This window comes from Klebsiella sp. P1CD1, assembly GCF_003790505.1.
In the GTDB taxonomy this organism is placed as follows: domain Bacteria; phylum Pseudomonadota; class Gammaproteobacteria; order Enterobacterales; family Enterobacteriaceae; genus Klebsiella; species Klebsiella variicola.
This window is the reverse complement of sequence record NZ_CP033631.1, coordinates 5,421,885-5,447,720: the sequence shown is the minus strand read 5'-3', so window position 1 is coordinate 5,447,720 and position 25,836 is coordinate 5,421,885. Positions and strand designations below refer to the sequence as shown.

Below are 25,836 nucleotides of genomic sequence, written 5' to 3'. Positions count from 1 at the left end.
GCCTATCAAAGGAAGCGCCAGAGATGCATTTTCGCGCCATAACCCGAATCGTTGGACTGTTGGTCATCTTATTTTCGGGGACGATGATCGTTCCGGGATTAGTGGCCCTGATATATCGCGATGGCGCGGGGCGGGCCTTCACGCAAACCTTTTTTGTTGCGCTGGCGATTGGCTCCATGCTGTGGTGGCCGAATCGTAAACAAAAAGGCGAACTGAAATCCCGCGAAGGGTTTCTGATTGTGGTGCTGTTCTGGACCGTGCTGGGGAGCGTGGGGGCCTTGCCCTTTATTTTCGCCGAGCAGCCGAACCTGACGGTGACCGATGCCTTCTTCGAGTCATTTTCCGGCCTGACGACGACCGGAGCGACCACCCTGGTGGGTTTGGACTCATTACCTCATGCAATCCTCTTTTACCGGCAGATGCTGCAATGGTTCGGCGGCATGGGGATCATTGTGCTGGCGGTGGCGATTCTGCCTATCCTCGGCGTAGGGGGGATGCAGCTCTACCGCGCGGAAATGCCCGGTCCGTTGAAAGACAACAAGATGCGCCCGCGTATCGCCGAGACGGCGAAGACGCTGTGGCTAATCTATGTGTTATTGACGATAGCCTGCGCATTGGCGCTCTGGTTTGCCGGTATGCCGGCGTTCGATGCGATTGGGCACAGCTTTGCCACTATCGCCATCGGCGGTTTCTCGACTCACGATGCCAGCGTCGGCTATTTCAATAGCCCGATGATTAACTCTATCATCGCGATCTTTTTGCTGATCTCTGGCTGTAACTACGGTCTGCATTTTTCGTTATTGAGCGGACGCAGCCTGAAGGTGTACTGGCGCGACCCAGAATTTCGCATGTTCATTGGCGTCCAGTTGACGCTGGTCATCATCTGTACGCTGGTGCTATGGCTTCATAACGTGTATGGGTCGGTGCTGACGACGCTGAATCAGGCATTTTTCCAGGTGGTGTCGATGGCGACCACCGCGGGATTCACTACCGATAGCATTGCGCGCTGGCCGCTATTCCTGCCGGTGTTGCTGCTCTGCTCCGCATTTATCGGCGGCTGTGCCGGTTCCACGGGCGGTGGCTTAAAGGTGATCCGTATCCTGTTGCTGTTTAAGCAGGGCAACCGTGAGCTTAAGCGTCTGGTACACCCGAATGCGGTTTATAGCATCAAGTTAGGTAACCGCGCCTTGCCGGAACGTATTCTTGAAGCCGTGTGGGGGTTCTTCTCCGCCTATGCGCTGGTCTTTATCATTAGTATGTTGGCTATTATCGCCACCGGGGTGGATGATTTCTCTGCCTTCGCCTCCGTGGTGGCGACGTTGAACAACCTCGGGCCTGGGCTTGGCGTTGTCGCGGACAACTTTGCCACTATGAACCCGGTCGCGAAATGGATCCTGATTGCTAATATGCTGTTTGGTCGTCTGGAAGTGTTCACCTTACTGGTGCTCTTTACTCCCACTTTCTGGCGCGAATAACAGGAGTGCTCGTGAAAACTTTAATACTCTTCTCCACCCGCGACGGGCAGACCCGTGAAATCGCTTCGTTTCTGGCCTCCGAGCTGAAAGAGCTGGGCATCGACGCGGACACCTTGAACCTGAACCGTACCGATGTCGTCGAATGGCATCACTACGATCGGGTGGTCATCGGCGCGTCGATTCGCTACGGGCACTTTCATCCGGCGGTGGACCGCTTTGTGAAAAAGCATCTGGCATCATTGCAGGCGCTGCCGGGAGCATTCTTCTCTGTTAACCTGGTGGCGCGTAAACCCGAGAAGCGCACGCCGCAGACCAACAGCTATACGCGTAAGTTTCTGCTGAACTCGCCGTGGCAGCCGCAGAGCTGCGCGGTATTTGCCGGCGCGCTGCGCTACCCGCGCTACAGCTGGTACGATCGGTTTATGATCCGCCTGATTATGAAAATGACCGGGGGGGAAACGGATACCCGCAAAGAAGTGGTCTATACCGACTGGCAACAGGTATCCCGGTTTGCTCGGGAAATCGCACAAATGGCGCGCAAATAGCGCGTAAAACTCGCGTTGTGATGGAAAATCGAGCGAACGAAAAGTTTTTTTGAATTTCCCCTTGTCACCTCAGAATTACTCCCTATAATGCGCCTCCACTGACACGGAACAACGGCAAACAAGCCGCCGGGTCAGCGGGGTTCCGGTGAGAACCTCGCAGAGAAAAGCAAAAATAAATGCTTGACTCTGAAGCGGGAAAGCGTAATATACGCCACCTCGCGACAGAGCGCTAAAGCGCGTCGCAACTGCTCTTTAACAATTTATCAGACAATCTGTGTGGGCACTCAAAGTGACATGGATTCTTAACGTCCTCGGACGAAAAATGAATACCAAGTCTCTGAGTGAACATACGTAATTCATTACGAAGTTTAATTCACGAGCATCAAACTTAAATTGAAGAGTTTGATCATGGCTCAGATTGAACGCTGGCGGCAGGCCTAACACATGCAAGTCGAGCGGTAGCACAGAGAGCTTGCTCTCGGGTGACGAGCGGCGGACGGGTGAGTAATGTCTGGGAAACTGCCTGATGGAGGGGGATAACTACTGGAAACGGTAGCTAATACCGCATAACGTCGCAAGACCAAAGTGGGGGACCTTCGGGCCTCATGCCATCAGATGTGCCCAGATGGGATTAGCTGGTAGGTGGGGTAACGGCTCACCTAGGCGACGATCCCTAGCTGGTCTGAGAGGATGACCAGCCACACTGGAACTGAGACACGGTCCAGACTCCTACGGGAGGCAGCAGTGGGGAATATTGCACAATGGGCGCAAGCCTGATGCAGCCATGCCGCGTGTGTGAAGAAGGCCTTCGGGTTGTAAAGCACTTTCAGCGGGGAGGAAGGCGGTGAGGTTAATAACCTCATCGATTGACGTTACCCGCAGAAGAAGCACCGGCTAACTCCGTGCCAGCAGCCGCGGTAATACGGAGGGTGCAAGCGTTAATCGGAATTACTGGGCGTAAAGCGCACGCAGGCGGTCTGTCAAGTCGGATGTGAAATCCCCGGGCTCAACCTGGGAACTGCATTCGAAACTGGCAGGCTAGAGTCTTGTAGAGGGGGGTAGAATTCCAGGTGTAGCGGTGAAATGCGTAGAGATCTGGAGGAATACCGGTGGCGAAGGCGGCCCCCTGGACAAAGACTGACGCTCAGGTGCGAAAGCGTGGGGAGCAAACAGGATTAGATACCCTGGTAGTCCACGCTGTAAACGATGTCGATTTGGAGGTTGTGCCCTTGAGGCGTGGCTTCCGGAGCTAACGCGTTAAATCGACCGCCTGGGGAGTACGGCCGCAAGGTTAAAACTCAAATGAATTGACGGGGGCCCGCACAAGCGGTGGAGCATGTGGTTTAATTCGATGCAACGCGAAGAACCTTACCTGGTCTTGACATCCACAGAACTTTCCAGAGATGGATTGGTGCCTTCGGGAACTGTGAGACAGGTGCTGCATGGCTGTCGTCAGCTCGTGTTGTGAAATGTTGGGTTAAGTCCCGCAACGAGCGCAACCCTTATCCTTTGTTGCCAGCGGTTAGGCCGGGAACTCAAAGGAGACTGCCAGTGATAAACTGGAGGAAGGTGGGGATGACGTCAAGTCATCATGGCCCTTACGACCAGGGCTACACACGTGCTACAATGGCATATACAAAGAGAAGCGACCTCGCGAGAGCAAGCGGACCTCATAAAGTATGTCGTAGTCCGGATTGGAGTCTGCAACTCGACTCCATGAAGTCGGAATCGCTAGTAATCGTAGATCAGAATGCTACGGTGAATACGTTCCCGGGCCTTGTACACACCGCCCGTCACACCATGGGAGTGGGTTGCAAAAGAAGTAGGTAGCTTAACCTTCGGGAGGGCGCTTACCACTTTGTGATTCATGACTGGGGTGAAGTCGTAACAAGGTAACCGTAGGGGAACCTGCGGTTGGATCACCTCCTTACCTTAAAGAACCTGCCTTTGTAGTGCTCACACAGATTGTCTGATGAAAAACAGCAGTAAAAACCTCTACAGGCTTGTAGCTCAGGTGGTTAGAGCGCACCCCTGATAAGGGTGAGGTCGGTGGTTCAAGTCCACTCAGGCCTACCAAATTTGCGAAGCAAATTTGAAGAGGTTGCAAACGATGGGGCTATAGCTCAGCTGGGAGAGCGCCTGCTTTGCACGCAGGAGGTCTGCGGTTCGATCCCGCATAGCTCCACCATCTTTACTGCAAACACAAGAAAACTTCAGAGTGAACCTGAAAAGGTGCACTGCGAAGTTTTGCTCTTTAAAAATCTGGATCAAGCTGAAAATTGAAACGACACACAGTTAATGTGTGTTCGAGTCTCTCAAATTTTCGCGACACGATGGTGAAGACATCTTCGGGTTGTGAGGTTAAGCGACTAAGCGTACACGGTGGATGCCCTGGCAGTCAGAGGCGATGAAGGACGTGCTAATCTGCGAAAAGCGTCGGTAAGGTGATATGAACCGTTATAACCGGCGATGTCCGAATGGGGAAACCCAGTGTGATTCGTCACACTATCGTTAACTGAATACATAGGTTAACGAGGCGAACCGGGGGAACTGAAACATCTAAGTACCCCGAGGAAAAGAAATCAACCGAGATTCCCCCAGTAGCGGCGAGCGAACGGGGAGCAGCCCAGAGTCTGAATCAGCTTGTGTGTTAGTGGAACGGTCTGGAAAGTCCGACGGTACAGGGTGATAGTCCCGTACACCAAAATGCACAGGTTGTGAACTCGAAGAGTAGGGCGGGACACGTGGTATCCTGTCTGAATATGGGGGGACCATCCTCCAAGGCTAAATACTCCTGACTGACCGATAGTGAACCAGTACCGTGAGGGAAAGGCGAAAAGAACCCCGGCGAGGGGAGTGAAAAAGAACCTGAAACCGTGTACGTACAAGCAGTGGGAGCACCTTCGGGTGTGACTGCGTACCTTTTGTATAATGGGTCAGCGACTTATATTCTGTAGCAAGGTTAACCGTATAGGGGAGCCGCAGGGAAACCGAGTCTTAACTGGGCGTTAAGTTGCAGGGTATAGACCCGAAACCCGGTGATCTAGCCATGGGCAGGTTGAAGGTTGGGTAACACTAACTGGAGGACCGAACCGACTAATGTTGAAAAATTAGCGGATGACTTGTGGCTGGGGGTGAAAGGCCAATCAAACCGGGAGATAGCTGGTTCTCCCCGAAAGCTATTTAGGTAGCGCCTCGTGAACTCATCTTCGGGGGTAGAGCACTGTTTCGGCTAGGGGGTCATCCCGACTTACCAACCCGATGCAAACTACGAATACCGAAGAATGTTATCACGGGAGACACACGGCGGGTGCTAACGTCCGTCGTGAAGAGGGAAACAACCCAGACCGCCAGCTAAGGTCCCAAAGTCATGGTTAAGTGGGAAACGATGTGGGAAGGCACAGACAGCCAGGATGTTGGCTTAGAAGCAGCCATCATTTAAAGAAAGCGTAATAGCTCACTGGTCGAGTCGGCCTGCGCGGAAGATGTAACGGGGCTAAACCATGCACCGAAGCTGCGGCAGCGACACTATGTGTTGTTGGGTAGGGGAGCGTTCTGTAAGCCTGCGAAGGTGGCCTGTGAGGGTTGCTGGAGGTATCAGAAGTGCGAATGCTGACATAAGTAACGATAAAGCGGGTGAAAAGCCCGCTCGCCGGAAGACCAAGGGTTCCTGTCCAACGTTAATCGGGGCAGGGTGAGTCGACCCCTAAGGCGAGGCCGAAAGGCGTAGTCGATGGGAAACAGGTTAATATTCCTGTACTTGGTGTTACTGCGAAGGGGGGACGGAGAAGGCTATGTTAGCCGGGCGACGGTTGTCCCGGTTTAAGCATGTAGGCGGAGGTTCCAGGTAAATCCGGTACCTTTTAACGCTGAGGTGTGATGACGAGGCACTACGGTGCTGAAGTAACAAATGCCCTGCTTCCAGGAAAAGCCTCTAAGCATCAGGTAACATTAAATCGTACCCCAAACCGACACAGGTGGTCAGGTAGAGAATACCAAGGCGCTTGAGAGAACTCGGGTGAAGGAACTAGGCAAAATGGTGCCGTAACTTCGGGAGAAGGCACGCTGGTGTGTAGGTGAAGTCCCTGCGGACGGAGCTGAGACCAGTCGAAGATACCAGCTGGCTGCAACTGTTTATTAAAAACACAGCACTGTGCAAACACGAAAGTGGACGTATACGGTGTGACGCCTGCCCGGTGCCGGAAGGTTAATTGATGGGGTTATCCGTAAGGAGAAGCTCTTGATCGAAGCCCCGGTAAACGGCGGCCGTAACTATAACGGTCCTAAGGTAGCGAAATTCCTTGTCGGGTAAGTTCCGACCTGCACGAATGGCGTAATGATGGCCAGGCTGTCTCCACCCGAGACTCAGTGAAATTGAACTCGCTGTGAAGATGCAGTGTACCCGCGGCAAGACGGAAAGACCCCGTGAACCTTTACTATAGCTTGACACTGAACATTGAGCCTTGATGTGTAGGATAGGTGGGAGGCTTTGAAGCGTGGACGCCAGTCTGCGTGGAGCCAACCTTGAAATACCACCCTTTAATGTTTGATGTTCTAACGTAGGCCCCTGACCGGGGTTGCGGACAGTGTCTGGTGGGTAGTTTGACTGGGGCGGTCTCCTCCCAAAGAGTAACGGAGGAGCACGAAGGTTAGCTAATCCTGGTCGGACATCAGGAGGTTAGTGCAATGGCATAAGCTAGCTTGACTGCGAGCGTGACGGCGCGAGCAGGTGCGAAAGCAGGTCATAGTGATCCGGTGGTTCTGAATGGAAGGGCCATCGCTCAACGGATAAAAGGTACTCCGGGGATAACAGGCTGATACCGCCCAAGAGTTCATATCGACGGCGGTGTTTGGCACCTCGATGTCGGCTCATCACATCCTGGGGCTGAAGTAGGTCCCAAGGGTATGGCTGTTCGCCATTTAAAGTGGTACGCGAGCTGGGTTTAGAACGTCGTGAGACAGTTCGGTCCCTATCTGCCGTGGGCGCTGGAGAATTGAGGGGGGCTGCTCCTAGTACGAGAGGACCGGAGTGGACGCATCACTGGTGTTCGGGTTGTCATGCCAATGGCACTGCCCGGTAGCTAAATGCGGAAGAGATAAGTGCTGAAAGCATCTAAGCACGAAACTTGCCCCGAGATGAGTTCTCCCTGAGACTTTAAGTCTCCTGAAGGAACGTTGAAGACGACGACGTTGATAGGCCGGGTGTGTAAGCGCAGCGATGCGTTGAGCTAACCGGTACTAATGAACCGTGAGGCTTAACCTTACAACGCCGAAGCTGTTTTGGCGATTTGAGAGAAGATTTTCAGCTCTGATACAGATTACTCGATGCGTCCGTGAGACGTGTTGATAAAACAGAATTTGCCTGGCGGCGATAGCGCGGTGGTCCCACCTGACCCCATGCCGAACTCAGAAGTGAAACGCCGTAGCGCCGATGGTAGTGTGGGGTCTCCCCATGTGAGAGTAGGGAACTGCCAGGCATCAAACAAGTAAAAAGCCCATCCTGCCGGATGGGCTTTTTGCGTTTCAGTGGTCCGGCAACCGTGCCGGCATGTCTCCCCGGTGGCGCTGCGCTTACCGGGGCTACGGATTCGCACCCGCCCTGCACGACCTGTAGCTGTAGCCCGGATCGGTACACCGCATCATTACCGGTAACGCCCCCAATATCACTGCCCCTGCAATCAGGCAAGCCTTCCCCCGCCAGATACGGTAAACTAACGCCGATTTTGCATCAGGAAGCCACTATGAACCACTCCCTCAAACCCTGGAATACCTTTGGCATTGAGCGCTCCGCCAGGACGATTGTACGCGCCGAAACTGAGCAGCAGTTATTAAGCGCCTGGCAAACTGCTGTCGCGGCAGGCGAACCCACGCTGATCCTTGGGGAAGGTAGTAATGTCCTGTTTCTGAACGACTATGCCGGTACGGTGATCCTCAACCGAATTATGGGGATCGAGGTGAGCGAAACGCCGGAAGCCTGGTGCTTGCACGTCGGCGCCGGCGAAAACTGGCATCAATTGGTGCAGTTCACGCTACAGCATGCGATGCCAGGTCTGGAAAATTTGGCATTGATCCCTGGCTGCGCAGGATCTTCGCCGATCCAGAATATTGGCGCCTACGGTGTCGAGCTCCAGCGGGTTTGCAACTATGTGGACTGCATTGAGCTGGAAACGGGTCGTAAGCAGCGTCTTTCAGCGGCGGAATGCCGTTTCGGCTACCGTGACAGTATCTTTAAACATGAATACCAGGATCGCTACGCCATCGTCGCGATTGGTTTAACGTTAGCGAAAGCATGGCAGCCTGTACTGAGTTACGGTGATTTAACGCGTCTTGATCCACAGACCGTCACCCCGCAGCAGGTATTCGATTCCGTTTGTCATATGCGAATGACTAAGTTGCCGGATCCCAAGATTAACGGCAATGCCGGAAGTTTCTTTAAGAATCCGATCGTCAGCGCTCAGGTTGCTGAAGCGCTGCTGGCGCAATTCCCCCAGGCGCCGCATTATCCGCAGGCAAACGGCACCGTCAAGCTGGCCGCGGGCTGGTTAATCGATCAATGTCAGCTCAAAGGGCAACGCATTGGCGGCGCGGCCGTCCATCGACAACAGGCCCTGGTACTCATTAATGAAGATCGAGCGACCAGCGAGGACGTGGTAAAACTAGCCCATTACGTTCGCCAGCAGGTGGGTAAGAAATTCGATGTATGGCTTCAGCCCGAGGTGCGCTTCATTGGAACGCATGGTGAAGTCAACGCAGAGGAGAGCATTGCGTGAAAGACCATACTATTCCCTTAACGTTGATTTCTATCCTGGCTGATGGCGAGTTCCACTCAGGTGAACAGCTTGGTGAGCAGTTAGGTATGAGCCGGGCGGCGATTAATAAGCATATCCAGACCTTACGCGACTGGGGCGTCGATGTGTTTACAGTGCCAGGCAAGGGTTACAGCCTGCCAGAGCCCATTCATCTGTTGGATGAGAAAAAGATTTCCCAACAGATTGAACATGGCCGAGTGACGGTTCTCCCCGTGATTGACTCCACTAACCAGTATTTACTGGACAGGCTTGATGAGCTGACATCCGGGGATGCCTGTGTGGCTGAATATCAGCAGGCAGGGCGAGGACGGCGAGGTAGAAAATGGTTCTCGCCCTTTGGCGCCAATCTTTATCTCTCGATGTACTGGCGCCTGGAGCAGGGACCGGCGGCGGCTATTGGACTCAGCCTGGTGATTGGTATCGTGATCGCTGAAGTTCTGCAGCAGCTCGGGGCCGATCAGGTTCGTGTGAAATGGCCAAACGATATTTACCTGCAAGATCGTAAACTGTCAGGGATCCTCGTGGAACTGACCGGGAAAACGGGTGATGCTGCACAAATCGTTAGTGGCGCGGGTATCAATCTTGTGATGCGTCGCGTGGAGTCTGACGTGGTCAATCAGGGGTGGATAAGCCTTCAGGAGGCGGGGGTTGTCATCGACCGCAACCTCCTCGCCGCGCGCCTGATTAAAGAGCTACGTCTGGGCCTGGAACTGTTCGAGCAGGAAGGGTTAGCGCCCTATCTGCCGCGCTGGGAGAAACTGGATAACTTTATTCATCGCCCGGTAAAACTCATTATCGGTGATAAAGAAATCTATGGAATTTCCCGGGGCATTGATGCGCAAGGCGCACTATTGCTGGAACAGGATGGGGTGATAAAAGCCTGGGTTGGCGGTGAAATATCATTGCGCAGCGCAGAATAAAAAAGGGAGCTTCGGCTCCCTTTGCTTTATTTACGTAAGCGTACTTGATTCACAGAATGATTGGCGCTTTTGGTCATGATCAGGCTGGCACGTTCGCGGGTTGGAAGGATGTTTTCTTTAAGATTCATTAAGTTAATCTCGTTCCATAGCGAGGTGGCAATATCCACCGCCTCTTCCTTCGACAGCTTAGCGTAATTGTGGAAGTAGGAGTCAGGATCGGTAAACGCCCCTTCTCGGAATTTGAGAAAACGGTTGATATACCAGCTTTTCAGTAATTCTTCCGGGGCATCGACATAAATAGAAAAATCGACAAAATCGGATACAAATACATGATGAGGATCGTGCGGATAATCCATTCCACTTTGCAGAACGTTGAGTCCCTCAAGAATTAAAATATCCGGCTGCGCGACGGTTTTATCGCCGTCGGGAATAACATCATAAATCAGATGGGAATAAACCGGCGCGGTTGCCTGCGGTACACCTGATTTAAGATCGGAGACAAACTTCACCAGTCGATGCATATCATAGGACTGCGGGAAGCCTTTCTTCTTCATTAATCCGCGTTCTTTCAATACTGAGTTAGGGTGCAAAAAACCGTCAGTAGTGATGAGTTCAACATGGCGGTGCTCCGGCCAACGGCTAAGCAAGGCCTGCAGTACACGCGCGGTGGTGCTTTTCCCCACCGCAACGCTGCCAGCGATGCTGATGATATAGGGAATGCGTTGACCGTTGGTGCCAAGAAATTGTTCGAGAACAGCCTGACGACGCAGGTTAGAACTGATATAGAAGTTGAGCAAACGCGACAGCGGCAAATAGATCTCGGCAACCTCTTCCAGAGAGAGATCTTCGTTGATGCCTTTTAACCGCGTGATTTCATCCTCGGTTAACGTCATCGGGACAGAATCACGAAGTGCAGCCCATTGGTGGCGGTTAAATTGTAGGTACGGTGTCATTAACGTCTGCTCTTTTTGGCTCATAAGCATGTTCTTACCATCGCCGTATACGTTGAAACGGCGATGCTTCACACGAGTTAATCAGGACAATGGGCAGGAGGGTAACACCAGATTGCCGGGAATAATAAGAAAAAAACTCATTGAATGCTGCTTTCTCGCGCCAGCATCACAAGAGAGGAATAAGTTTCTTATTCGTAGTAAACCAGCAGGATAGTGCTAACGGCCCGTTACCTTTCTGTCAGTCGTCCGCATACATCCTGGGCATCAGCGGGTGACTGGAACCGCTCCTGATGAGCTGGATTGCTGGCGAATATTTGCACTGCCCTGTTTGAAATTACACCGTTTTTTCGTGTAAGAGCACAAAATGTGAGCAAGAGAACGTTTTATGCAAATTTTTAGTTGCATGAACTCGCTCCTCTCCCTAGAATGCGCGCTACTTGATGCCGACTTAGCTCAGTAGGTAGAGCAACTGACTTGTAATCAGTAGGTCACCAGTTCGATTCCGGTAGTCGGCACCATAACAATTTGGGTGGGGTTCCCGAGCGGCCAAAGGGAGCAGACTGTAAATCTGCCGTCATCGACTTCGAAGGTTCGAATCCTTCCCCCACCACCACTTTCTGGCGACGCTTTGCGTAGCCGGAGTTGGTTGGGTAAACTAATCAGCTCAATACTAAAGAGAGCAGTCTCTTTAGTATTACAGAAAGAACTGGGTAGCCGAGTTTCAGGATGCGGGCATCGTATAATGGCTATTACCTCAGCCTTCCAAGCTGATGATGCGGGTTCGATTCCCGCTGCCCGCTCCAGACGTGCTGATATGGCTCAGTTGGTAGAGCGCACCCTTGGTAAGGGTGAGGTCCCCAGTTCGACTCTGGGTATCAGCACCACTTCTTTTCTCTCCTTCCCTGTTTCTCTTCTGTTATTTTCATTCAACAAGTCGGGCATGTTGCCTGGTTGATGTGGTGATATCACCGATTTATCCGTGTCTTAGAGGGACAATCGATGTCTAAAGAAAAGTTTGAACGTACAAAACCGCACGTTAACGTCGGTACTATCGGCCACGTTGACCATGGTAAAACAACGCTGACCGCTGCCATCACTACCGTTCTGGCTAAAACCTACGGTGGTTCTGCTCGTGCATTCGACCAGATCGATAACGCACCGGAAGAAAAAGCTCGTGGTATCACCATCAACACCTCTCACGTTGAATATGACACCCCGACTCGCCACTACGCGCACGTAGACTGCCCGGGCCACGCCGACTATGTTAAAAACATGATCACCGGTGCTGCGCAGATGGACGGCGCGATCCTGGTTGTTGCTGCGACTGACGGCCCGATGCCGCAGACTCGTGAGCACATCCTGCTGGGTCGTCAGGTAGGCGTTCCGTACATCATCGTGTTCCTGAACAAATGCGACATGGTTGATGACGAAGAGCTGCTGGAACTGGTTGAGATGGAAGTTCGTGAACTGCTGTCTCAGTACGATTTTCCGGGCGACGACACCCCGATCGTTCGTGGTTCTGCTCTGAAAGCGCTGGAAGGCGACGCAGAGTGGGAAGCGAAAATCATCGAACTGGCTGGCCACCTGGATACCTATATCCCGGAACCAGAGCGTGCGATTGACAAGCCGTTCCTGCTGCCGATCGAAGACGTATTCTCCATCTCCGGTCGTGGTACCGTTGTTACCGGTCGTGTAGAGCGCGGTATCATCAAAGTCGGTGAAGAAGTTGAAATCGTTGGTATCAAAGATACCGCGAAAACCACCTGTACTGGCGTTGAAATGTTCCGCAAACTGCTGGACGAAGGCCGTGCTGGTGAGAACGTTGGTGTTCTGCTGCGTGGTATCAAACGTGAAGAAATCGAACGTGGTCAGGTACTGGCTAAGCCGGGCAGCATCAAGCCGCACACCAAGTTCGAATCTGAAGTGTACATCCTGTCCAAAGACGAAGGCGGCCGTCATACTCCGTTCTTCAAAGGCTACCGTCCGCAGTTCTACTTCCGTACTACTGACGTGACTGGCACCATCGAACTGCCGGAAGGCGTAGAGATGGTTATGCCGGGCGACAACATCAAAATGGTTGTTACCCTGATCCACCCGATCGCGATGGACGATGGTCTGCGTTTCGCAATCCGTGAAGGCGGTCGTACCGTTGGCGCGGGCGTGGTTGCTAAAGTTCTCGGCTAATCGCTGATAACATTTGACGCAATGCGCAATAAAAGGGCATCATTTGATGCCCTTTTTGCACGCTTTCATACCAGAACCTGGCTCATCAGTGATTTTTTTTGTCATAATCATTGCTGAGACAGGCTCTGAAGAGGGCGTTTATACACCAAACCATTCGAGCGGTAGCGCGACGGCAAGTCAGCGTTCTCCTTTGCAATAGCAGGGAAGAGGCGCCAGAACCGCCAGCGTTGAAGCAGTTTGAACGCGTTCAGTGTATAATCCGAAACTTAATTTCGGTTTGGATCGCCTCGCCCCCGCGGGGTGAAATTGTTTGTAGAATACTTCTGACAGGTTGGTTTATGAGTGCGAATACCGAAGCTCAAGGGAGCGGGCGCGGCCTGGAAGCGATGAAGTGGATTATCGTTGCCGTGCTGCTGATCGTGGCGATCGTGGGCAACTTCCTTTATCGCGACATTATGCTGGCGGTGCGTGCGCTGGCCGTGGTTATTCTTATTGCTGCTGCCGGTGGCGTCGCGCTGTTGACGACGAAAGGTAAGGCGACCGTTGCTTTTGCTCGCGAAGCGCGAACTGAAGTGCGTAAAGTGATTTGGCCGACTCGCCAGGAAACGCTGCATACTACGCTGATTGTTGCTGCCGTGACTGCAGTAATGTCACTGATCCTGTGGGGACTGGATGGTATTCTGGTTCGCCTGGTCTCCTTTATCACTGGCCTGAGGTTCTGAGATGTCTGAAGCTCCTAAAAAGCGCTGGTACGTCGTTCAGGCGTTTTCCGGTTTTGAAGGTCGCGTAGCTACTTCGCTGCGTGAACATATCAAATTACACAACATGGAAGAGTTGTTTGGCGAAGTCATGGTTCCAACCGAAGAAGTGGTTGAAATCCGTGGCGGCCAGCGTCGCAAAAGCGAACGTAAATTCTTCCCAGGCTACGTTCTGGTTCAGATGGTCATGAACGACGCGAGCTGGCACCTGGTGCGCAGCGTACCGCGTGTGATGGGCTTCATCGGCGGTACTTCCGACCGTCCGGCGCCGATCAGCGACAAAGAAGTCGATGCCATCATGAACCGCCTGCAGCAGGTTGGCGATAAGCCGCGTCCGAAAACGCTGTTTGAGCCGGGCGAAATGGTTCGTGTCAACGATGGTCCGTTCGCTGACTTTAACGGCGTCGTTGAAGAAGTGGACTATGAGAAGTCCCGCCTGAAAGTTTCTGTTTCTATCTTCGGTCGTGCGACGCCGGTAGAACTGGACTTCGGTCAGGTTGAGAAGGCGTAAGCCGGCGATCAAAAAAGCAGCGATTTAATCGTTGCATAGGGCGCGAAATTGGCATACAATTTCGCGCCTTTTGTTTTTATGGGCCTGGCCCGTAAAACGATGTTTAATCACGGGGAGCTTCTCTGAAGCGTTAATACCCAATTTGAGGATTTAAGAATGGCTAAGAAAGTACAAGCCTACGTCAAGCTGCAGGTTGCAGCTGGTATGGCAAACCCGAGTCCGCCGGTTGGTCCAGCACTGGGTCAGCAGGGCGTTAACATCATGGAATTCTGCAAAGCGTTCAACGCAAAAACTGAATCCATGGAAAAAGGTCTGCCAATCCCGGTTGTTATCACCGTTTACGCTGACCGTTCTTTCACTTTCGTTACCAAAACCCCGCCGGCAGCAGTTCTGCTGAAAAAAGCGGCTGGTATCAAGTCCGGCTCTGGTAAGCCGAACAAAGATAAAGTGGGTAAAATTTCCCGCGCTCAGCTGCAGGAAATCGCGCAGACCAAAGCTGCCGACATGACTGGTGCCGACATTGAAGCGATGACTCGCTCCATCGAAGGTACTGCACGTTCCATGGGCCTGGTAGTGGAGGACTAAGAAATGGCTAAACTGACCAAGCGCATGTCCGTGATCCGTGACAAAGTTGATGCAACTAAACAGTATGACATCAACGAAGCCATCTCTCTGCTGAAAGAACTGGCTACTGCTAAGTTCGTTGAAAGCGTTGACGTTGCTGTAAACCTGGGCATCGATGCTCGTAAATCTGACCAGAACGTACGTGGTGCAACTGTACTGCCGCACGGTACTGGCCGTTCTGTTCGCGTTGCCGTATTTGCCCAGGGCGCAAACGCTGAAGCTGCTAAAGCTGCAGGCGCTGAGCTGGTAGGTATGGAAGATCTGGCTGACCAGATCAAGAAAGGCGAAATGAACTTTGATGTTGTTATTGCTTCCCCGGATGCAATGCGCGTTGTTGGCCAGCTGGGCCAGGTTCTGGGTCCGCGCGGCCTGATGCCAAACCCGAAAGTGGGTACCGTAACCCCTAACGTTGCTGAAGCGGTTAAGAACGCTAAAGCAGGTCAGGTTCGTTATCGTAACGACAAAAACGGCATCATCCACACCACCATCGGTAAAGTGGACTTTGACGCTGACAAACTGAAAGAAAACCTGGAAGCTCTGCTGGTTGCGCTGAAAAAAGCAAAACCGACTCAGGCGAAAGGCGTGTACATCAAGAAAGTTAGCATCTCCACCACCATGGGTGCAGGTGTTGCAGTAGATCAGGCTGGCCTGAACGCTTCTGCAAACTAATGCCTTTACGTGGGCGGTGATTTTGTCTACAATCTTACCCCCACGATTCTGTCAATAAGACAGACGCTATGCGAGTCATTTGAATTGCAGCAAGGCAGCAATCGAGTGAATCACCGGGAGTGTAGTTAACTACATGACCGGTGTGAACGAGAGCAGCTAACGCCGCTGCGGTTCGAAGGACGAAGTCATAGGAAGAATTTGTTCGTTGGAGCCTGGCCTATCCAGGCCTCCGTCGAAGACCGCAGGTGTTTCGCAAGAAACTTAATCCCCTGCGTAGACGGTGACAGAACGCTAAGATTATTTTTGGATACTCTGGCTTGTTTCTGCTCACCGTATTTAGACGCTCTTTTCGTTGAATTGAGTGAAGTGAGTTCCAGAGCATAAGCTCTGGCAAACATCCAGGAGCAAAGCTAATGGCTTTAAATCTTCAAGACAAACAAGCGATTGTTGCTGAAGTCAGCGAAGTAGCCAAAGGCGCGCTGTCTGCAGTAGTTGCGGATTCCCGTGGCGTAACTGTAGATAAAATGACTGAACTGCGTAAAGCAGGTCGTGAAGCTGGCGTATACATGCGTGTTGTTCGTAACACCCTGCTGCGCCGCGTCGTTGAAGGTACTCAGTTCGAGTGCCTGAAAGACACGTTTGTTGGTCCGACCCTGATTGCATACTCTATGGAACACCCGGGCGCTGCTGCTCGTCTGTTCAAAGAGTTCGCGAAAGCGAATGCAAAATTTGAGGTCAAAGCCGCTGCCTTTGAAGGTGAGCTGATCCCGGCGTCGCAGATCGACCGCCTGGCAACTCTGCCGACCTACGAAGAAGCAATTGCACGCCTGATGGCAACCATGAAAGAAGCTTCGGCTGGCAAACTGGTTCGTACTCTGGCTGCTGTACGCGATGCGAAAGAAGCTGCTTAATCGCAGTTATCTTTATAAAGCATTCGCTTACGTATAAACTTATTCTGATATTCAGGAACAATTTAAATGTCTATCACTAAAGATCAAATCATTGAAGCAGTATCCGCTATGTCCGTAATGGACGTTGTTGAGCTGATCTCTGCAATGGAAGAAAAATTCGGTGTTTCCGCTGCTGCTGCTGTAGCTGTAGCTGCTGGCCCGGTTGAAGCTGCTGAAGAAAAAACTGAATTCGACGTAATTCTGAAAGCTGCTGGCGCTAACAAAGTTGCTGTTATCAAAGCAGTACGTGGCGCAACTGGCCTGGGTCTGAAAGAAGCTAAAGACCTGGTAGAATCTGCTCCGGCTGCACTGAAAGAAGGCATCAGCAAAGACGACGCTGAAGCTCTGAAAAAATCTCTGGAAGAAGCTGGCGCTGAAGTTGAAGTTAAATAAGCCAACCCTTCCGGTTGCAGCCTGAGAAATCAGGCTGAGGCTGGTGACTTTTTAGTCACCAGCCTTTTTGCGCTGTAAGGCGCCAGTAGCATTTCACACTGTTTGACTGCTGGTTTGCCTGACAATGCTTGTTTCTATCGACGACTTAATATACTGCGACAGGTTAGGGTTCCTGGGCTGTGTAAATCGCAACGAAATGGTTTAAGCGTGATAGCAACAGGTATTGCGGAAAGTGTTCCATTTTCCGGTCAACAAAATAGTGTTGCATAAAAAACTGCCTTACTTAGGCAGACGGGTCGACTTGTCAGCGAGCTGAGGAACCCTATGGTTTACTCCTATACCGAGAAAAAACGTATTCGTAAGGATTTTGGTAAACGTCCACAAGTTCTGGACATACCTTATCTCCTTTCTATCCAGCTTGATTCGTTCCAGAAGTTTATCGAGCAAGATCCTGAAGGGCAGTATGGTCTGGAAGCAGCCTTCCGTTCCGTATTCCCGATTCAGAGCTACAGCGGTAATTCAGAGCTGCAATACGTCAGCTACCGTCTGGGCGAACCTGTTTTTGATGTTAAAGAATGTCAGATCCGTGGCGTGACTTATTCTGCACCGCTGCGCGTAAAACTGCGTCTGGTGATCTACGAGCGCGAAGCGCCGGAAGGCACCGTTAAAGACATCAAAGAACAAGAAGTCTACATGGGCGAAATCCCGCTCATGACCGACAACGGTACCTTTGTTATCAACGGTACCGAGCGTGTTATCGTTTCTCAGCTGCACCGTAGCCCGGGCGTCTTCTTTGACAGTGACAAAGGTAAGACCCACTCCTCCGGTAAGGTCCTGTATAACGCACGTATCATCCCTTACCGCGGTTCCTGGCTGGACTTCGAATTCGACCCGAAAGACAACCTGTTCGTTCGTATCGACCGTCGTCGTAAACTGCCGGCAACCATCATTCTGCGCGCGCTGAATTACACCACTGAGCAGATCCTTGACCTGTTCTTCGAGAAAGTGGTCTTTGAAATTCGCGACAACAAGCTGCAGATGGAGCTGGTACCGGAGCGTCTGCGCGGTGAAACCGCCTCCTTCGATATCGAAGCCAACGGTAAAGTGTACGTTGAGAAAGGCCGTCGTATTACTGCGCGCCACATTCGCCAACTGGAAAAAGACGATATCAAACATATCGAAGTTCCGGTTGAGTACATCGCGGGTAAAGTTGCTTCTAAAGACTACATCGACGAAGCGACCGGCGAACTGATCTGCCCGGCGAACATGGAGCTGAGCCTGGATCTGCTGGCTAAACTGAGCCAGTCCGGCCACAAGCGTATCGAAACGCTGTTCACCAACGATCTGGACCACGGTCCGTACATTTCTGAAACGGTACGCGTCGACCCGACCAACGATCGTCTGAGCGCGCTGGTAGAAATCTACCGCATGATGCGCCCTGGTGAGCCGCCGACTCGCGAAGCGGCTGAAAGCCTGTTTGAGAACCTGTTCTTCTCCGAAGACCGCTACGATCTGTCCGCGGTTGGTCGTATGAAGTTCAATCGTTCTCTGCTGCGCGACGAAATCGAAGGTTCCGGTATCCTGAGCAAAGACGACATCATCGAAGTGATGAAGAAGCTCATCGATATCCGTAACGGTAAAGGCGAAGTCGATGATATCGACCACCTCGGCAACCGTCGTATCCGTTCCGTTGGCGAAATGGCGGAAAACCAGTTCCGCGTTGGCCTGGTACGTGTAGAGCGTGCGGTTAAAGAGCGTCTGTCTCTGGGCGATCTGGATACCCTGATGCCTCAGGATATGATCAACGCCAAGCCGATTTCCGCAGCAGTGAAAGAGTTCTTTGGTTCCAGCCAGCTGTCCCAGTTTATGGACCAGAACAACCCGCTGTCTGAGATTACGCACAAACGTCGTATCTCCGCACTCGGCCCAGGCGGTCTGACCCGTGAACGCGCAGGCTTCGAAGTTCGAGACGTACACCCGACGCACTACGGTCGCGTATGTCCAATCGAAACGCCTGAAGGTCCGAACATCGGTCTGATCAACTCCCTGTCCGTGTACGCACAGACTAACGAATACGGTTTCCTTGAGACCCCGTATCGTAAAGTGACCGACGGTGTGGTTACCGATGAAATTCACTACCTGTCTGCTATCGAAGAAGGCAACTACGTTATTGCTCAGGCGAACTCCAACCTGGATGAAAACGGCCACTTCGTAGAAGACCTGGTTACCTGCCGTAGCAAAGGCGAATCCAGCTTGTTCAGCCGCGACCAGGTTGACTACATGGACGTATCCACCCAGCAGGTGGTATCCGTCGGTGCGTCCCTGATCCCGTTCCTGGAGCACGATGACGCCAACCGTGCATTGATGGGTGCGAACATGCAACGTCAGGCGGTTCCGACTCTGCGCGCTGATAAGCCGCTGGTTGGTACCGGTATGGAACGTGCTGTTGCCGTTGACTCCGGTGTTACTGCGGTGGCTAAACGTGGCGGTACCGTTCAGTACGTGGATGCTTCCCGTATCGTTATCAAAGTTAACGAAGACGAGATGTACCCGGGCGAAGCAGGTATCGACATCTATAACCTGACCAAGTACACCCGTTCTAACCAGAACACCTGCATCAACCAGATGCCTTGCGTGTCCCTGGGCGAACCCATTGAGCGCGGCGACGTGCTGGCCGACGGCCCGTCCACCGACCTTGGTGAACTGGCGCTGGGTCAGAACATGCGCGTAGCGTTCATGCCGTGGAACGGCTACAACTTCGAAGACTCCATCCTCGTCTCCGAGCGTGTTGTTCAGGAAGACCGTTTCACCACCATCCACATTCAGGAACTGGCGTGCGTGTCCCGTGACACCAAGCTGGGGCCGGAAGAGATCACCGCTGACATCCCGAACGTGGGTGAAGCTGCGCTCTCTAAACTGGATGAGTCCGGTATCGTTTATATCGGCGCGGAAGTGACCGGCGGCGACATTCTGGTTGGTAAGGTAACGCCGAAAGGTGAAACCCAGCTGACGCCGGAAGAGAAACTGCTGCGTGCGATCTTCGGTGAGAAAGCGTCTGACGTTAAAGACTCTTCTCTGCGCGTACCGAACGGTGTCTCTGGTACCGTTATCGACGTTCAGGTCTTTACCCGTGATGGCGTAGAAAAAGACAAACGTGCGCTGGAAATCGAAGAGATGCAGCTGAAGCAGGCGAAGAAAGACCTGTCTGAAGAACTGCAGATCCTCGAAGCCGGTCTGTTCAGTCGTATCTACGCGGTGCTGGTCTCCGGTGGCGTTGAAGCTGAGAAGCTCGACAAACTGCCGCGCGATCGCTGGCTGGAACTGGGCCTGACCGACGAAGAGAAACAGAATCAGCTGGAGCAACTGGCTGAGCAGTATGACGAACTGAAACACGAGTTCGAGAAAAAACTCGAAGCGAAACGCCGTAAAATCACCCAAGGCGACGATCTGGCACCGGGTGTGCTGAAGATTGTTAAGGTATACCTGGCCGTTAAACGCCGTATCCAGCCTGGTGATAAGATGGCAGGCCGTCACGGTAACAAGGGTGTTATCTCTAAGATCAACCCGATCGAAGATATGCCGCACGATGCTAACGGTACGCCGGTAGATATCGTACTGAACCCGCTGGGCGTACCGTCTCGTATGAACATCGGTCAGATCCTGGAAACTCACCTGGGTATGGCTGCGAAAGGCATCGGCGATAAGATCAACGCCATGCTGAAACAGCAGCAAGAAGTCGCGAAACTGCGCGAATTCATCCAGCGTGCTTACGATCTGGGCGCTGACGTTCGCCAGAAAGTTGACCTGAATACCTTCAGCGATGAAGAAGTTCTGCGTCTGGCTGAAAACCTGCGTAAAGGCATGCCGATCGCAACGCCGGTATTCGACGGTGCGAAAGAAGCTGAAATCAAAGAGCTGCTGCAGCTGGGCGACCTGCCGACTTCCGGTCAGATCACCCTGTTTGACGGCCGCACCGGTGAACAGTTCGAACGTCCGGTAACCGTGGGTTACATGTACATGCTGAAACTGAACCACCTGGTCGACGACAAAATGCACGCTCGTTCCACCGGTTCCTACAGCCTGGTTACTCAGCAGCCGCTGGGTGGTAAGGCGCAGTTCGGTGGTCAGCGCTTCGGTGAGATGGAAGTGTGGGCGCTGGAAGCTTATGGCGCGGCCTACACCCTGCAGGAAATGCTCACCGTTAAGTCTGATGACGTGAACGGTCGTACCAAGATGTATAAAAACATCGTGGACGGCAACCACCAGATGGAACCGGGCATGCCGGAGTCCTTCAACGTACTGTTGAAAGAAATCCGCTCGCTGGGCATCAACATCGAACTGGAAGACGAGTAACTCTCGCTCAAACAGGTCACTGGTGCCGGGATAAAACCCGGCGCCAGATTGTGCTAACTCCGACGGGAGCAAATCCGTGAAAGACTTATTAAAGTTTCTGAAAGCGCAAACTAAAACCGAAGAGTTTGATGCGATCAAAATTGCTCTGGCATCGCCAGACATGATCCGTTCATGGTCTTTCGGTGAAGTTAAAAAGCCGGAAACCATTAACTACCGTACGTTCAAGCCTGAGCGTGACGGTCTGTTCTGTGCTCGTATTTTCGGGCCAGTAAAAGACTATGAGTGCCTGTGCGGTAAGTACAAGCGCCTGAAACACCGCGGTGTGATCTGTGAGAAGTGCGGCGTTGAAGTGACCCAGACTAAAGTGCGTCGTGAGCGCATGGGCCACATCGAGCTGGCATGCCCGACGGCGCACATCTGGTTCCTGAAATCGCTGCCGTCCCGTATCGGCCTGCTGCTGGATATGCCGCTGCGCGATATCGAACGTGTACTGTACTTCGAATCCTACGTGGTTATCGAAGGTGGCATGACCAACCTCGAACGCAACCAGATTCTGACTGAAGAGCAGTACCTGGATGCGCTGGAAGAGTTCGGTGACGAATTCGACGCGAAAATGGGTGCGGAAGCGATCCAGGCGCTGCTGCGCAATATGGATCTGGAGCAGGAATGCGAACAGCTGCGTGAAGAGCTGAACGAAACCAACTCCGAAACCAAGCGTAAAAAGCTGACCAAGCGCATTAAACTGCTGGAAGCGTTCGTTCAGTCTGGCAACAAGCCGGAATGGATGATCCTGACCGTTCTGCCGGTTCTGCCGCCAGATCTGCGTCCGCTGGTTCCGCTCGATGGCGGCCGTTTTGCGACTTCTGACCTGAACGATCTGTATCGTCGCGTCATTAACCGTAACAACCGTCTGAAACGTCTGCTGGATCTGGCTGCGCCGGACATCATCGTACGCAACGAAAAACGTATGCTGCAGGAAGCGGTTGACGCCCTGCTGGATAACGGCCGTCGCGGTCGTGCGATCACCGGTTCTAACAAACGTCCTCTGAAATCTTTGGCCGATATGATCAAAGGTAAACAGGGTCGTTTCCGTCAGAACCTGCTCGGTAAGCGTGTTGACTACTCCGGTCGTTCTGTTATCACCGTAGGTCCATACCTGCGTCTGCATCAGTGCGGTCTGCCGAAGAAAATGGCGCTGGAGCTGTTCAAACCGTTCATTTACGGCAAGCTGGAACTGCGTGGCCTGGCCACCACCATCAAAGCCGCTAAGAAAATGGTTGAGCGCGAAGAAGCCGTTGTTTGGGATATCCTGGACGAAGTTATCCGCGAACACCCGGTACTGCTGAACCGTGCGCCAACGCTGCACCGTTTAGGTATCCAGGCATTCGAACCGGTTCTGATCGAAGGTAAAGCTATTCAGCTGCACCCGCTGGTTTGTGCGGCCTATAACGCCGACTTCGATGGCGACCAGATGGCTGTTCACGTACCGCTGACGCTGGAAGCCCAGCTGGAAGCGCGTGCGCTGATGATGTCTACCAACAACATCCTGTCCCCGGCGAACGGCGAACCAATCATCGTTCCGTCTCAGGACGTTGTACTGGGTCTGTACTACATGACCCGTGACTGTGTTAACGCCAAAGGCGAAGGCATGGTGCTGACTGGCCCGAAAGAAGCGGAGCGTATTTATCGCGCCGGTCTGGCCTCTCTGCATGCGCGCGTTAAAGTGCGTATCACTGAATACGAAAAAGACGAGAATGGTGAATTCGTCGCGAAGACTAGCCTGAAAGACACGACCGTTGGCCGTGCCATTCTGTGGATGATCGTACCGAAAGGTCTGCCGTTCTCTATCGTGAACCAGGCGCTCGGTAAGAAAGCGATCTCCAAGATGCTGAACACCTGTTACCGTATTCTGGGCCTGAAACCGACCGTTATTTTTGCGGACCAGACGATGTACACCGGCTTTGCTTATGCAGCGCGTTCAGGTGCATCCGTTGGTATCGATGACATGGTCATCCCGGAGAAAAAATACGAAATCATCAGCGAAGCGGAAGCGGAAGTTGCTGAGATTCAGGAACAGTTCCAGTCTGGTCTGGTCACCGCGGGCGAGCGCTACAACAAAGTTATCGATATCTGGGCTGCGGCGAACGATCGTGTATCCAAAGCGATGATGGATAACCTGCAAACCGAAACCGTGATTAACCGTGACGGTCAGGAAGAGCAGCAGGTTTCCTTCAACAGCATCTACATGATGGCCGACTCCGGTGCGCGTGGTTCTGCGGCACAGATTCGTCAGCTGGCTGGTATGCGTGGTCTGATGGCGAAGCCGGATGGCTCGATCATCGAAACGCCGATCACCGCGAACTTCCGTGAAGGTCTGAACGTACTCCAGTACTTCATCTCCACCCACGGTGCGCGTAAAGGTCTGGCGGATACCGCACTGAAGACAGCGAACTCCGGTTACCTGACTCGTCGTCTGGTTGACGTTGCCCAGGACCTGGTCGTCACTGAAGACGACTGCGGCACCCTGGAAGGCATCACCATGACGCCGGTTATCGAAGGTGGCGACGTTAAAGAGCCGCTGCGCGATCGCGTACTGGGTCGTGTGACTGCTGAAGACGTTCTGAAGCCGGGTACCGCGGACATTCTGGTTCCACGCAACACGCTGCTGCATGAGCACTGGTGTGACCTGCTGGAAGAGAACTCCGTTGACTCCGTCAAAGTTCGTTCCGTTGTATCCTGTGACACCGACTTTGGTGTATGTGCGCACTGCTATGGTCGTGACCTGGCGCGTGGCCACCTCATCAACAAAGGTGAGGCTATCGGCGTTATCGCGGCACAGTCCATCGGTGAGCCGGGTACACAGCTGACGATGCGTACGTTCCACATCGGTGGTGCGGCATCTCGTGCGGCTGCTGAATCCAGCATCCAGGTGAAAAACAAAGGTAGCATCCGTCTGAGCAACGCGAAGTCGGTTGTGAACTCCAGCGGTAAACTGGTTATCACCTCGCGTAACACCGAGCTGAAACTGATCGACGAATTCGGTCGTACCAAAGAAAGCTATAAAGTGCCTTACGGCTCCGTTATGGCGAAAGGCGATGGCGAACAGGTTGCCGGCGGTGAAACCGTTGCAAACTGGGATCCGCATACCATGCCGGTTATCACCGAAGTGAGTGGTTTCGTCCGCTTCACTGACATGATCGACGGCCAGACCATTACTCGTCAGACCGACGAACTGACCGGTCTGTCTTCGCTGGTGGTTCTGGATTCCGCAGAACGTACCTCCGGTGGTAAAGATCTGCGTCCGGCGCTGAAAATTGTTGATGCTCAGGGCAACGACGTTCTGATCCCAGGCACCGATATGCCTGCTCAGTACTTCCTGCCGGGTAAAGCGATTGTTCAGCTGGAAGATGGCGTACAGATCAGCTCTGGTGACACCCTGGCGCGTGTTCCGCAGGAATCCGGCGGTACCAAGGACATCACCGGTGGTCTGCCGCGCGTTGCGGATCTGTTCGAAGCACGTCGTCCGAAAGAGCCGGCAATCCTGGCTGAAATCAGCGGTATCATTTCCTTCGGTAAAGAAACCAAAGGGAAACGTCGTCTGGTTATCACCCCGGTAGACGGTAGCGAACCGTACGAAGAGATGATTCCGAAATGGCGTCAGCTGAACGTGTTCGAAGGTGAACGTGTAGAACGTGGTGACGTGGTTTCCGACGGTCCGGAAGCACCGCACGACATTCTGCGTCTTCGTGGCGTGCACGCGGTAACGCGTTACATCACCAACGAAGTGCAGGACGTTTACCGTCTGCAAGGCGTTAAGATTAACGATAAGCACATTGAAGTTATCGTTCGTCAGATGCTGCGTAAAGCGACCATCGAAAGTGCTGGTAGCTCCGACTTCCTCGAAGGCGAGCAGGTTGAATACTCCCGCGTTAAGATCGCTAACCGCGAGCTTGAAGCGAATGGCAAAGTGGCGGCAACCTATTCCCGCGACCTGCTGGGTATCACCAAAGCGTCTCTGGCAACCGAGTCCTTCATCTCCGCGGCCTCGTTCCAGGAGACCACTCGCGTGCTGACCGAAGCAGCCGTTGCGGGCAAACGCGACGAACTGCGCGGTCTGAAAGAGAACGTCATCGTGGGTCGTCTGATCCCGGCGGGTACCGGTTATGCGTACCACCAGGATCGTATGCGCCGTCGCGCAGCGGGCGAACAGCCAGCTGCTCCGCAGGTGAGCGTAGAAGAAGCGTCTGCCAACCTGGCAGAACTGCTGAACGCAGGCCTGGGCGGTTCTGACAACGATTAATCGTTGATGCACTGCTAAAAAGCCGGTCAGGTTTCCTGACCGGCTTTTTTATTGTTTGTTCGCCGCCTCACCCTCTTCTTTAATTACATTTACGACATATTAACGCCGCATATTTTTAGCAATTAATTCATATAAAATATCCATCCCCCGTTCACTGGAAAAACCTTTGTTTATATATGGGTAAAAGTTCTACTCATATCAAAAAATAATCAATCCAAAGGCGATATATTCAAAATACCTAATGAATCATGGGATTACTTCTGCTGCTTTATCTTCGAAGCTACGGCTCTGGAGAGGGATCGCCGCATCTCATGCTTCTCCCGATAAGACGCAGAAATAATACCGGCAGGCAGGTGTTGGTCATTTCTTTTGGTCTGAGTGGACAGGCTCTG

The 25,836-nt window shown here is 52.8% G+C and carries 14 protein-coding genes, 6 tRNA genes and 3 rRNA genes; 22 read left to right on the top strand and 1 reads right to left on the bottom strand.

The genetic code is table 11. The features are described 5' to 3' along the window. Positions 1–23: 23 nt before the first annotated feature. The 9 genes from trkH (at position 24) to birA (ending at position 9,749) form a co-directional block, all read left to right on the top strand. Positions 24–1,475, top strand: coding sequence for a Trk system potassium transporter TrkH (gene trkH, locus DTA24_RS26895; RefSeq protein ID WP_008807923.1), 1,452 nt, complete (start codon positions 24–26; stop codon positions 1,473–1,475). Between the two features lie 11 nt (positions 1,476–1,486). After that, entirely contained in the window at positions 1,487–2,020 is a 534-nt protein-coding gene (gene hemG / locus DTA24_RS26890; protein WP_012543216.1) for a menaquinone-dependent protoporphyrinogen IX dehydrogenase, read from the top strand. A gap of 390 nt (positions 2,021–2,410) precedes the next feature. Then, positions 2,411–3,950, top strand: a 16S ribosomal RNA gene (locus tag DTA24_RS26885). 69 nt (positions 3,951–4,019) lie between these two features. Next, a tRNA-Ile gene (locus DTA24_RS26880) sits at positions 4,020–4,096 on the top strand. Between the two features lie 36 nt (positions 4,097–4,132). Continuing rightward, a tRNA-Ala gene (locus DTA24_RS26875) sits at positions 4,133–4,208 on the top strand. 171 nt (positions 4,209–4,379) lie between these two features. Further along, positions 4,380–7,283: ribosomal RNA gene (locus tag DTA24_RS26870) — 23S ribosomal RNA — on the top strand. Between the two features lie 98 nt (positions 7,284–7,381). Beyond that, positions 7,382–7,497: ribosomal RNA gene (gene rrf, locus DTA24_RS26865) — 5S ribosomal RNA — on the top strand. The 16S, 23S and 5S rRNA genes sit together here with 2 tRNA genes alongside, the layout of an rRNA operon. 264 nt (positions 7,498–7,761) lie before the next feature. Further along, positions 7,762–8,790 (top strand): UDP-N-acetylmuramate dehydrogenase, encoded by a 1,029-nt coding sequence (gene murB, locus DTA24_RS26860; RefSeq protein WP_008808011.1) that lies wholly within the window; start codon positions 7,762–7,764, stop codon positions 8,788–8,790. Further along, complete coding sequence (gene birA / locus DTA24_RS26855; protein ID WP_008808010.1) at positions 8,787–9,749, top strand: bifunctional biotin--[acetyl-CoA-carboxylase] ligase/biotin operon repressor BirA; 963 nt, start codon at positions 8,787–8,789, stop codon at positions 9,747–9,749. The genes murB and birA overlap by 4 nt, the downstream gene beginning before the upstream one ends. Before the next feature lie 26 nt (positions 9,750–9,775). Here the strand turns inward: birA and coaA are convergent, their stop codons facing one another. After that, entirely contained in the window at positions 9,776–10,726 is a 951-nt protein-coding gene (gene coaA / locus DTA24_RS26850) for a type I pantothenate kinase (RefSeq protein ID WP_012543215.1), read from the bottom strand. A gap of 418 nt (positions 10,727–11,144) precedes the next feature. Between coaA and DTA24_RS26845 the strand changes: the two genes are divergently transcribed. The 13 genes from DTA24_RS26845 to rpoC all read left to right on the top strand — a co-directional run bounded on the left by DTA24_RS26845 (position 11,145) and on the right by rpoC (position 25,444). Next, positions 11,145–11,220: transfer RNA gene (locus tag DTA24_RS26845), tRNA-Thr, on the top strand. A 10-nt stretch (positions 11,221–11,230) separates the two neighbouring features. Beyond that, positions 11,231–11,315: transfer RNA gene (locus DTA24_RS26840), tRNA-Tyr, on the top strand. A gap of 115 nt (positions 11,316–11,430) precedes the next feature. Beyond that, positions 11,431–11,505 (top strand) — tRNA-Gly (locus DTA24_RS26835). Positions 11,506–11,510: 5 nt separating this feature from the next. After that, positions 11,511–11,586, top strand: a tRNA-Thr gene (locus DTA24_RS26830). A 115-nt stretch (positions 11,587–11,701) separates the two neighbouring features. Then, positions 11,702–12,886 carry an elongation factor Tu gene (tuf, locus tag DTA24_RS26825; RefSeq protein WP_012540432.1) on the top strand — a complete coding sequence of 395 codons (1,185 nt, stop codon included), beginning with the start codon at positions 11,702–11,704 and terminating at the stop codon, positions 12,884–12,886. Positions 12,887–13,224: 338 nt separating this feature from the next. Further along, entirely contained in the window at positions 13,225–13,608 is a 384-nt protein-coding gene (gene secE / locus DTA24_RS26815) for a preprotein translocase subunit SecE (RefSeq protein ID WP_002883772.1), read from the top strand. A 1-nt stretch (position 13,609) separates the two neighbouring features. Next, positions 13,610–14,155 carry a transcription termination/antitermination protein NusG gene (gene nusG, locus DTA24_RS26810; protein ID WP_007665882.1) on the top strand — a complete coding sequence of 182 codons (546 nt, stop codon included), beginning with the start codon at positions 13,610–13,612 and terminating at the stop codon, positions 14,153–14,155. Positions 14,156–14,311: 156 nt separating this feature from the next. Beyond that, the gene (gene rplK / locus DTA24_RS26805) at positions 14,312–14,740 is read left to right on the top strand and encodes a 50S ribosomal protein L11 (RefSeq protein ID WP_008808007.1); all 429 of its coding nucleotides are present in this window, start codon (positions 14,312–14,314) and stop codon (positions 14,738–14,740) included. A gap of 3 nt (positions 14,741–14,743) precedes the next feature. Further along, the gene (rplA, locus tag DTA24_RS26800) at positions 14,744–15,448 is read left to right on the top strand and encodes a 50S ribosomal protein L1 (protein WP_008808006.1); all 705 of its coding nucleotides are present in this window, start codon (positions 14,744–14,746) and stop codon (positions 15,446–15,448) included. 413 nt (positions 15,449–15,861) lie between these two features. Continuing rightward, positions 15,862–16,359, top strand: a complete 498-nt coding sequence (rplJ, locus tag DTA24_RS26795) for a 50S ribosomal protein L10 (protein WP_001207203.1) — start codon at positions 15,862–15,864, stop codon at positions 16,357–16,359. A gap of 66 nt (positions 16,360–16,425) precedes the next feature. Continuing rightward, entirely contained in the window at positions 16,426–16,791 is a 366-nt protein-coding gene (rplL, locus tag DTA24_RS26790) for a 50S ribosomal protein L7/L12 (RefSeq protein ID WP_002884142.1), read from the top strand. Between the two features lie 324 nt (positions 16,792–17,115). After that, a complete protein-coding gene (gene rpoB / locus DTA24_RS26785; protein ID WP_008808005.1) occupies positions 17,116–21,144 on the top strand; it encodes a DNA-directed RNA polymerase subunit beta in 4,029 nt (1,342 codons plus the stop codon). Between the two features lie 76 nt (positions 21,145–21,220). Next, the gene (gene rpoC / locus DTA24_RS26780; protein ID WP_008808004.1) at positions 21,221–25,444 is read left to right on the top strand and encodes a DNA-directed RNA polymerase subunit beta'; all 4,224 of its coding nucleotides are present in this window, start codon (positions 21,221–21,223) and stop codon (positions 25,442–25,444) included. Positions 25,445–25,836: the final 392 nt, after the last annotated feature.

Coding starts and splice junctions, on each gene's coding strand:
- trkH (WP_008807923.1), top strand. CDS start 24: ATGCATTTTCGCGCCATAACCCGAATCGTTGGACTGTTGGTCATCTTA.
- nusG (WP_007665882.1), top strand. CDS start 13,610: ATGTCTGAAGCTCCTAAAAAGCGCTGGTACGTCGTTCAGGCGTTTTCC.
- rplJ (WP_001207203.1), top strand. CDS start 15,862: ATGGCTTTAAATCTTCAAGACAAACAAGCGATTGTTGCTGAAGTCAGC.
- rplA (WP_008808006.1), top strand. CDS start 14,744: ATGGCTAAACTGACCAAGCGCATGTCCGTGATCCGTGACAAAGTTGAT.
- murB (WP_008808011.1), top strand. CDS start 7,762: ATGAACCACTCCCTCAAACCCTGGAATACCTTTGGCATTGAGCGCTCC.
- secE (WP_002883772.1), top strand. CDS start 13,225: ATGAGTGCGAATACCGAAGCTCAAGGGAGCGGGCGCGGCCTGGAAGCG.
- coaA (WP_012543215.1), bottom strand. CDS start 10,726: ATGAGCCAAAAAGAGCAGACGTTAATGACACCGTACCTACAATTTAAC.
- rpoB (WP_008808005.1), top strand. CDS start 17,116: ATGGTTTACTCCTATACCGAGAAAAAACGTATTCGTAAGGATTTTGGT.
- rplL (WP_002884142.1), top strand. CDS start 16,426: ATGTCTATCACTAAAGATCAAATCATTGAAGCAGTATCCGCTATGTCC.
- tuf (WP_012540432.1), top strand. CDS start 11,702: ATGTCTAAAGAAAAGTTTGAACGTACAAAACCGCACGTTAACGTCGGT.
- rplK (WP_008808007.1), top strand. CDS start 14,312: ATGGCTAAGAAAGTACAAGCCTACGTCAAGCTGCAGGTTGCAGCTGGT.